This window comes from Streptomyces sp. WAC06614 (genome assembly GCF_003949795.1).
Taxonomy (GTDB): domain Bacteria; phylum Actinomycetota; class Actinomycetes; order Streptomycetales; family Streptomycetaceae; genus Streptomyces.
In genome coordinates this window covers 1-6,597 of the sequence record NZ_RPRY01000364.1, presented here as the reverse complement: position 1 = coordinate 6,597, position 6,597 = coordinate 1, and the positions used below count along the sequence as shown (strand labels likewise).

At 74.4% G+C, this 6,597-nt stretch carries 5 protein-coding genes; 2 read left to right on the top strand and 3 right to left on the bottom strand.

Annotation, left to right across the window (positions count from 1 at the left end; genetic code table 11):
- Together EF918_RS38685 and EF918_RS30735 are read right to left on the bottom strand one after the other, a co-directional pair.
- Positions 1-765 (bottom strand): IclR family transcriptional regulator C-terminal domain-containing protein (locus EF918_RS38685; RefSeq protein WP_125652205.1); only part of this gene is annotated, 765 nt, incomplete at its 3' end.
- 752 nt (positions 766-1,517) lie between these two features.
- Positions 1,518-2,051 (bottom strand): RNA polymerase sigma factor, encoded by a 534-nt coding sequence (locus EF918_RS30735; protein WP_226730118.1) that lies wholly within the window; start codon positions 2,049-2,051, stop codon positions 1,518-1,520.
- 395 nt (positions 2,052-2,446) lie between these two features.
- On the opposite strand from EF918_RS30735, the gene metG reads away from it, so the two are divergent.
- Both metG and EF918_RS30725 read left to right on the top strand, forming a co-directional pair.
- Positions 2,447-4,165 (top strand): methionine--tRNA ligase, encoded by a 1,719-nt coding sequence (gene metG, locus EF918_RS30730; protein WP_125652203.1) that lies wholly within the window; start codon positions 2,447-2,449, stop codon positions 4,163-4,165.
- 214 nt (positions 4,166-4,379) lie between these two features.
- Positions 4,380-5,102, top strand: coding sequence for an antibiotic biosynthesis monooxygenase (locus EF918_RS30725; protein WP_125652202.1), 723 nt, complete (start codon positions 4,380-4,382; stop codon positions 5,100-5,102).
- A 33-nt stretch (positions 5,103-5,135) separates the two neighbouring features.
- Here the strand turns inward: EF918_RS30725 and EF918_RS39215 are convergent, their stop codons facing one another.
- Positions 5,136-6,278: a cytochrome P450 gene (locus EF918_RS39215; protein ID WP_125652201.1), complete on the bottom strand. Its 1,143-nt coding sequence runs from the start codon at positions 6,276-6,278 to the stop codon at positions 5,136-5,138.
- Positions 6,279-6,597: the final 319 nt, after the last annotated feature.

Here is a 6,597-nt window from a genome sequence, read left to right as displayed (position 1 = left end):
GGCCGGGCCGGCCGGGGACGGCGGGTCCGGGGGGATCGCGCCGGTGAGGAGGAGGGTCAGCAGGATCGGGACCACCTTGCGGCGCAGCGTACGGGTGGCCGGGCGGAGCCGGTGGGCGTGGGCGGCGGGCAGGGACAGGGCCAGGCTGGCGGCCGTACCGCCGGCGGAGAGGGGGAGGGCCGAGCAGACCACGCCCGGGGAGTACTCCCGCAGGTCGAAGACCGGATCGCCGGGCGCGACCGCGTCCAGGGCGGTGAACAGGGCCCGGCTGTCGGTGATCGTCCGGGCCGTGAGCCGGGCCGGCCGGTGCCGGGCCACGTGGTCGGCGCGGCCGTCGTGGTCGAGCTGGGTCAGCAGGCACTTGCCGACCGCGCTGGCGTGCGCGGCGTTGCGGAAGTCGACCCATTCGTTCACGGGCGGGGTCCCGGGCCCGGCCGCCATCTGCGTGATCCGGACCTCACCGGCCGTGTACCGGCTGAGGTACACCGCCGCGCCCACGCTGTCGCGGGCCAGGGCCAGGGTGCGCTGGAGCTGGTCCGCCAGGCCGGCGCCGCCGGGTGCGGCCAGCCGGTCCAGGGCCGGGCCACGGGCGTAGACGCCGGGGGCGGCCCGCCAGGCGTACTCCTCCTCGCACAGCATCGCCAGGGCGGCCCGCAGCTCCGGCCCGGCCAGCCCGGTCTCCCGGCGCAGCTGCCCGCCGCGCACCCCGCGCGGGTGCCGTTCCAGGACCCGTACGACGGCCAGTGCGCGCCGCGCCTCCGCCAGGGCCCGGTCGCCCGCGCCGGCCGGGGTCTGCCGTGCGGACCGTCGCGCGGCCGCGGTCAGGGCCGGATGGCGCAGCGGGCCGGGGGAGCGGGGCGGCGGTGCGGGCGGGCCGCCCGCCGTACCGCTGGGCAGGAACGCGGGCAGGACCGCGGCCAGGCCCGCCCGGGGCAGGGGCACCTGTCCGAGGTCGACGTCCTCGGCCCGGTCGACCTGGCGCAGCACCGCGGCCTGGGCGCACAGCCGGACCTCCCGCAGCTCCCGCGGGCCGCCCGGGCGGAATCCGCTCCCGGCCAGCTCCTCGGCCCAGACCCGGGCGTCGTGGTGCTCCCCGCGTCGCGAGTGGTCGAGGAAGAGGCAGTAGGAGGCCCGGGCCACGCCGGCGCCGGCGGCGAACTGCCACCAGAACCGCGCGCCGTCGCGCAGCCCCGACAGGTGCAGCAGACAGGCGAAGGTCAGGGCGCCCGCCGGGTCGCCGTGGTGGCCGGCGCGGAAGGCGTCGAGCAGAGCGGCGGCGTCCGGTGCGCACACCACGGCCAGGCACACCGCCTTCAGGTCCCGCCGGGCCTGCTCGGCGTCGACCGGGCAGTCGCGGGCGGGGTCGCTCCAGCCGCCGTTCCACGGGCAGCGGTGACTGGTGCGGGTGCGCAGCAGGCGCGCCTCGGCGGCGGGCAGGTCGTAGCGGGCGTAACGGTCACGGACCCCGGCCCGGGCCAGGTAGTGGGCCAGCGGGCGGGGGGCGCGGTCACGGTCGGTCATGAGCCGGGCATCCCGTCACGAGGGGCGGCGAGCAGTCGGGCGAGCCGCCGGAGCGCCTGGCTGAGGTGGGAGCGGACGGTGGCCTCCTCGACGCCCATCACGGCGGCGGCCTCACCGGTGGTGCACTGGAGCCCGTACCGCAGCAGGACGGCGTCACGCTGGCGCTCGGCGAGTCGCGAGACCGCCGAGTAGAACTGGATCGTGTCGGTCAGCACGTCGTACGGGTCCACCGCGGCGTCCTTGAGGGCGGCCTCGAAGGCGCTGATGTCCATCGGCTCCGGCCGGCGGTTCCGTTTGCGCTGCTGGTCGACTATGCGGTGCTTGAGGACGGTCCAGGCGTAGGCCTCCAGCCGGTCCATGTGCAGCATGCGCAGCCACTCGTTCATGATCGCGTCGAAGGTGGCGTCCACCGCGTCCTCGGCGTCCGCGTCCGAGCCCAGCTGGAGGTACGCGAACCTCATGTAGGCGGGTCGCCGGTTGGCGTGGAAGGCCCAGTACGACAGGCGTGCCGGCGCGTCCCACTGGCTCATGGGAGTCGGCCGTTTCCGTCGGCTGGGCAGCCCCACCGCCCCTCCGGACTCCTCCGGTCCGCCATCGCTCACCGTTGCACCTCTCCCCTTGCGGCACTGGAGACGCTCGCCTCCAACCCTTTCAGCGTTCGGGGGCGGTGGAATGTGCAGAGAAGAATCCTGGAAATATTACGTTCGGTGATGGCCGTTCGGTGATCGCCCCCGACCGCACCGGAGCCCAACTCGCCCTGATGCATATGCCCTTGGGGAAGTCAGGGTATGCCCGGCCCGGCTCTCGGGGCGAGCGGTTGTACGCTGGGCCGTCGAATTCGCGGCGCGAGGCCACCGGTCGGTTCGCTACGATGAGCCGAATCACTGTCCGTCACGTACCGCACATATGAATGGAGCATCCGAGGATGGCTCGACACCTGATCACCAGCGCGCTTCCCTATATCAACGGGATCAAGCACCTGGGCAACATGGTCGGGTCGATGCTTCCGGCGGACGTGTACTCCCGGTACCTCCGCCAGCGGGGCCACGACGTCCTCTACATCTGTGCCACCGACGAGCACGGCACCCCCGCCGAGCTCGCCGCCAAGGCGGCCGGACTGACGGTGGCCGAGTTCTGCGGCCAGGCGCACGACGCCCAGAAGGCGGTCTACGACGGCTTCGAGCTCTCCTTCGACTACTTCGGGCGCAGCTCCTCCGAGCAGAACCGTGAGATCACCCAGCACTTCGCCCGCCGGCTCCACGAGAACGGGTTCATCGAGGAGCGGGCGATCCGCCAGGTGTACTCCCCGGTCGACGGCCGCTTCCTGCCGGACCGCTACGTCGAGGGCACCTGCCCGCACTGCGGCTACGACAAGGCCCGCGGCGACCAGTGCGAGAACTGCACCCGCGTCCTGGACCCGACGGACCTGATCGACCCGCGCAGCGCGATCTCCGGCTCCACCGACCTGGAGGTCCGCGAGACCAAGCACCTCTTCCTGCTCCAGTCCAAGCTCCAGCACGAGGTCGAGGCCTGGGTCGCCGAGCACGAGGAGGAGTGGCCGCAGCTCGCCTCCTCCATCGCCCGCAAGTGGCTGACCGAGGGCCTGCACGACCGCGCGATCACCCGCGACCTGGACTGGGGCGTGCCGGTCCCGGCGGACACCTGGCCGGAGCTGGCCGCCGAGGGCAAGGTCTTCTACGTCTGGTTCGACGCCCCCGTCGAGTACATCGGCGCCACCAAGGAGTGGGCCGACGCCACCGACGGGGAGTCCCGCGACTGGAAGTCCTGGTGGTTCGAGGCCGAGGACGTCCGCTACACCCAGTTCATGGCCAAGGACAACGTCCCGTTCCACACCGTGATGTTCCCGGCCACCGAGCTGGGCGTGCGCGAGCCGTGGAAGATGGTCGACTACGTCAAGGCCTTCAACTGGCTCACGTACTACGGCGGCAAGTTCTCCACCTCCCAGAAGCGCGGTGTCTTCACCGACCAGGCGCTGGAGATCCTGCCCGCCGACTACTGGCGCTACTTCCTGATCGCCAACGCCCCCGAGTCGGACGACTCCTCGTTCACCTGGGAGCACTTCACCGCCACGGTCAACAAGGACCTCGCCGACACCCTCGGCAACTTCGTCAACCGGGTGCTGTCCTTCTCCCGCAAGCGCTTCGGCGACGAGGTCCCCGCGGGCCACGCGGCGGGCGAGGCGGAGGCGAAGCTGGGCCGCCAGATCGCGGAGCTGCTGGCCGAGTACGAGGGCCACATGGAGACGCTGCAGTTCCGCAAGGCGGCGGCCGCGCTGCGCGCCCTGTGGTCGGCGGGCAACTCCTACCTGGAGGAGAAGGCCCCCTGGCTGGAGATCAAGACCGACCAGGACGGCGCCGCGCTCACGCTGCGCACCGCGATGAACCTCATCCACCTCTACTCGGTGGTCTCCGAGCCGTTCATCCCGGCCACCGCCCGCGCCATGCGCTCCGCCTTCGCCGTGGCCGACGACACCGCCACCTGGGTCACCCCGGAGCAGGCCGCGGCCCTGGACGCGGTCGCGGCGGGCACGGCGTTCACCGTGCCGCCGGTGCTGTTCGCCAAGATCACGGACGAGGACCTGGAGTCCTACCGCGAGCGCTTCGGCGGCGCCGAGGCCGGCTGAGGCCCGACCGGGGCCGGACGGGCCCTCGGCCAGAGCCCGGGGCCTGTTGCCCGACGTGCGCAGGGGGCGCGATCCGCACGGATCGCGCCCCCTGCGGCGTATCCGGCCCCACGGGCGGCGGATCTTGACCTCAAGCGCGCTCGAGGAACGAGGCTGGGAGCACGGCACGCGGCACCCCGCCGCGCACCCCGCCCACCTCCCGGAAGGCCCCACCATGAAGGCAGTGGTCCGTACCGTCCCCCGCCCCGACCTCGACCGCACGGACGTCGGCGTCGTCAAGGCCAGCACGTGGCGCGTGGGCACCCCCGAGCGGCAACGGGCCACCGTGGACGCCATCGCCGCGGCCTGGGCGAGCCGGGACTGGCCGGCCGTGGGCCTGCTGTCGTACTCCGTGCACATCGGCACGGACGGCGACACCCTCTTCCACTACTCGCAGTGGACGGACGAGGCCGCGTACCAGGAGTTCGTGCGCACCTTCCGCGACGACCGCAACGCCGAGATCGACGCCGCCGTGCCGGGCATCCAGCGGGTGGGCCTGCACACGTACGCGCCGTACCGCTCCCTCGGCACGGGCGCGGCCGGGCGGGACGTGGTGCCGGGGTGCGTCGTCGTGGTGGAGGCGGAGTTCGACGGCGCCGGGCCGGACGCGGCCCGGACCTGGGTGGACCTGGTCCTGGACGCCCTGACCACCGACCCGGCCGCGCCGGCCGGCGGGATCTCGGGCTCCTTCCACCTGGGCACGGACGGCGCCCGGATGCTCAACTACGCCGAGTGGACGAGCGAGGAGGCCCATGTCGAGGCGTTGGCCTCGCCCGGCGCCGGTATCGGCTCCGCCACCCCGCAGTGGGCCGAGGTGGCCGCCTTCCCCGGGCTGACCGCCCACCGTTTCCGCCGCTACCTGCCGGGGCCGACCCTGACCCCTGGGTCCCCCCGCTAGTGCCCGGCCGGTGCGGGGCGGCGGCCGTCGGCCCTATGGGCCCGCAGGTGCCGCGCGCACGGTCAGGGCGGCGTAGGAGGGGATCAGGACCCCGCGGGACGGGCGGCGGGAGGTGACCGTCAGATGGGGGAACGGGCGCAGGGCGCGCAGGACCGCCGCGGTCTCGGCCATGGCCAGGGGCATGCCCAGGCAGAAGTGCGGGCCGGCGCCGAACCACAGGCGGTTCAGGGCGGTTCGGGAGGTCCCCTCCGGGTCGAACGGGCCCGCCGAGCGGGTGCACAGCAGGCCGGCCAGGACCACCCGGTCGCCGGTGCGCACCCGGACCCCGCCCAGCCGCCCGTCGCGCGCGGCGCTGCGCAGCATCACCGGGGTCGGGGAGGTCACCCGTAGCGCCTCCTCCACCACCGCGTCGGTGATCCGGTCCGGGCCCCGCCCGACGTCGTGCGCCAGCGCTATCAGCCGCGGCACGAACGACACCAGCGTCTCGGTCCCGGTCAGCAGGAACATCCCCACCGCGCCGCGCGCCTCCGCCTCGGTCAGGCCCAGCCCCCGCAGCCGCCCCGGCACGGTCGACCCGTCGCCCGACCGGTACGCCGCCACGGCCGCCTCGCTCAGCCCGGCCAGGGCGGCCCGGGCCCGGGCCGTCTGCCGCCCGGTCAGCGAGGTCCGCCACAGCCGGGTCCCGGCCAGCACCGCCGAGGCCCCGGCGACATCGGCGACCGCGTCCGGCGGCAGCCCCACCAGCTCCCGGATCACCGCGCCCGCGCCCTCGCGCACCACCGGCACCAGGTCCACCGTGCCCCCGGCGGCCAGCCGCTGCGTGGCCCGGGCCAGCGGAGCCCGCAGCGCCCGTGCGCACACGGCACCGACCTGGCCCGGCGCGAACAGCCCGGCCAGGCGCCGCCGCAGCGTCGCGTGTGCGGCGCCGTCCAGGGTGATCAGCGTGCGCGCACCGAGGACAGGGGTCCACAGCTGCGCCGCCGCCCCCGGGCCGGTCTTGGTGAAGGCACCGGGGTCGGTGAGCACCTCCCGGGCGGTCCGGGCATCGCTCACCACCACCCCCACGCCGGGCACGCGCACCACCGGACCGCGTGCCGCGACCGCCGTGAGCAGCCGGTAGACCACCGGGTGCGCGGCGGTCTGGACCCGGTGCTCCCACCGCTCCCACTCGTCCACCGGGGCAGGCTACTGGCCAGATGGCCGGAAGTGACCCCCTCTGGAGGGGATCTTGGCGCGCGGACCGCGTATCGAAGCCCCGCTCTGATCGTTTCTTCAGCAGGAACCACCTCACGCGTACCACCCCGCGCACCGGAACGGGAGGATCAGGCCGTGGCCGCATGGCAGTACATCGCCGGAGCCGCCGCACTCGCGGCGGCCGCCGCCCCGGTCCCGGCCTATGGCGCGCCGCCGGGGGTCGCGCGCGCCCCGGCCCCGGTCCGGAGGGCGCGCACCGGATCACGGGCCTCGATCAGCTCCCTGGGGTGCTGGCCGGGGA

What these genes read in the sequence shown, in the direction of transcription:
- EF918_RS30735 (WP_226730118.1), bottom strand. Translation starts at nt 2,051, where the DNA reads ATGAGCCAGTGGGACGCGCCGGCACGCCTGTCGTACTGGGCCTTCCAC.
- metG (WP_125652203.1), top strand. Translation starts at nt 2,447, where the DNA reads ATGGCTCGACACCTGATCACCAGCGCGCTTCCCTATATCAACGGGATC.
- EF918_RS30725 (WP_125652202.1), top strand. Translation starts at nt 4,380, where the DNA reads ATGAAGGCAGTGGTCCGTACCGTCCCCCGCCCCGACCTCGACCGCACG.